Origin of the sequence: Collinsella aerofaciens, from assembly GCF_005845035.1 — a bacterium.
In the GTDB taxonomy this organism is placed as follows: Bacteria; Actinomycetota; Coriobacteriia; order Coriobacteriales; family Coriobacteriaceae; genus Collinsella; species Collinsella aerofaciens_I.
Map to the genome: position 1 here is coordinate 1 of NZ_SPFO01000043.1, position 1,940 is coordinate 1,940.

General features: G+C 59.2%; 1 protein-coding gene. It reads left to right on the forward strand.

The features are described 5' to 3' along the window. The first annotated feature begins 246 nt into the window (after positions 1–246). Positions 247–1,935, forward strand: a complete 1,689-nt coding sequence (locus FGQ67_RS09955) for an ATP-binding cassette domain-containing protein (RefSeq protein ID WP_171025309.1) — start codon at positions 247–249, stop codon at positions 1,933–1,935. The last annotated feature ends 5 nt before the right edge of the window (positions 1,936–1,940 follow it).

Sequence of the window (1,940 nt, forward strand, 5' to 3'; positions counted from 1 at the left end):
ATACCGTTGAACCCGCATATCGATACCGCTCAGCCATTCGCCTCGCCCCCGTCGCACGCATCTTCATTCGGTCTGTCATTATTAATCTAACGATGCTTTGAGAAATGTAGGTGCTTCCAAATGTACTGTCGACTTCTTCTCAAACTGATCCTAAGAGACAGGGCCGCATGGATTTGTACGCTCGTTCTCGCCGCAGCCTTCTCCATCCCCATTGCGTTCAATTCACCCATCTACGGGCCCTTCTTTATGAAGCAGGGCATGCAGGGCTTTGTCGACGCATTCAATACGCGCGCACCCCAGGCCAACGGCACAGACCTATCTCCAGAGCAGCAAGTCGACGCGGAGCTTGCAAGATACGCGAACGCCGCCCTTGCCGCTCAAACCGACGCCGCCTTTCTCGATTCTGCCGAGAGCTACTACGCGCTCATGGGCGAAGGCTTCCAATCCGGGTCCATCGTGGGAGACCGAGAGACCAATGACGCGGCGCTCGCATATTGCCGTGCCCTGAGCAGCTCCGGCATCACGGATATCCCGGCCTCCGCAAACGACCTGCCATTCCTTTCCTTCCTGCCTTACGCCATTGCCACGGCGCCGTCTTTCCTTCCCTTCATCCCCTTCCTTCTCTCGTCGATACTCGTGCTCGGCGCCACAAGGCCTGCGACCCTGGCGGCGAAGGCGCCCGTGCCCAAATTCCGGCGCCTTATCCAGATCGTGTTTTCGATAATCGCCGCGGGGACCGCGATGCTCCTCGCCGGCCTTGCACCCGGGGGCATTTACGCCTTGGCCCTAAACGGCTTCGGGCAAATTGGGTACCCGATCGCCTTCTTCCATGACGGCGCGCTTGCCACCACGACTGCGGGAGACGTCTTCACAGCCCTGCTTATCGCGCTTCTTGCGGGCGGAACCTTGATATCCGTTTGTTCCGTCGTCCTATCGACCGCAACGAGGCGCGTCCTCGCAGGCCCCCTTACCTCCGCGCTGCTTGTCGCGGCCCCGGTATTCCCGTTACTGTCCGATTCGGCACTGGAGCATAACGCCGCGCTCAATCTCCTGCCGCTGGCCATATTCTCGCCTATCGAGGCAACGGGTTACGTAGGATGCTTCCCGACAGAATTCATTGGCTCCGGTTCAGGCAGCGCATCGATGCTTGCCGTGGCCCTGATATACGTCGCGGTCTTTTTTGCGGTCGGCGCCGTTGCGACACGTTCGCCCAAACAGTCTGGACCCGCGAAAAAGCACCATGGGCTCGAGCTTCTGGACGTGAGCGTGGGATACGGGAGCACGACGATACTTTCAATCGGATCGCTTCTCCTGAGCCCGGGAACGGCGGCGGGCCTCATTGCTCCCAACGGCTCGGGGAAAACCACCTTTCTTGAAGCTCTGTCGGGCCAATTTCCCACCCGTATCCACTCGGGAAGCCTGGTGGCAGACGGAATCAGCCAACGCCGATCAGCCGAATTTGCAGAACTCGTCTACCTGAGCTCTTCGGGCAGCGCGGATCTCTATCCCACGCTATCGGCCATCGAGCACCTTGCTTTCGTTAGGGAGGCGTGGAAATCGGCCGCCGACATCGACTCGCTCTGCAGCTCCCTCGGAATCTCCCCATATCTCGACAAGCCGACCCGTAAACTCTCGACAGGAATGAAGCAGCAGGTAAAGCTTGCCATGGCGATATCGACCGATTGCCCGTACCTTATCCTCGATGAACCGCTGAACGGCCTCGATCCGGGAAAGCGGAAAACCTCCTGCGACGCGATGCGCAGCGAGGTGGCGCGGGGACGAAGCGTGCTCATTTCAAGCCACCTGCTCGACGACCTGGCAGACCTCACCAACTCGTTCTACTTCATCGAGGCCGGCACGCTCGTGGAAAAGATCAAGTCGTCCTCGCAGACGCTCAAGCAGGAATACCTCGATACATACGAGGGAGGTGAATGACATGA

Excerpts from the sequence above, each read along its gene's own strand:
- FGQ67_RS09955 (WP_171025309.1), top strand. The coding sequence starts at position 247 with ATGAAGCAGGGCATGCAGGGCTTTGTCGACGCATTCAATACGCGCGCA.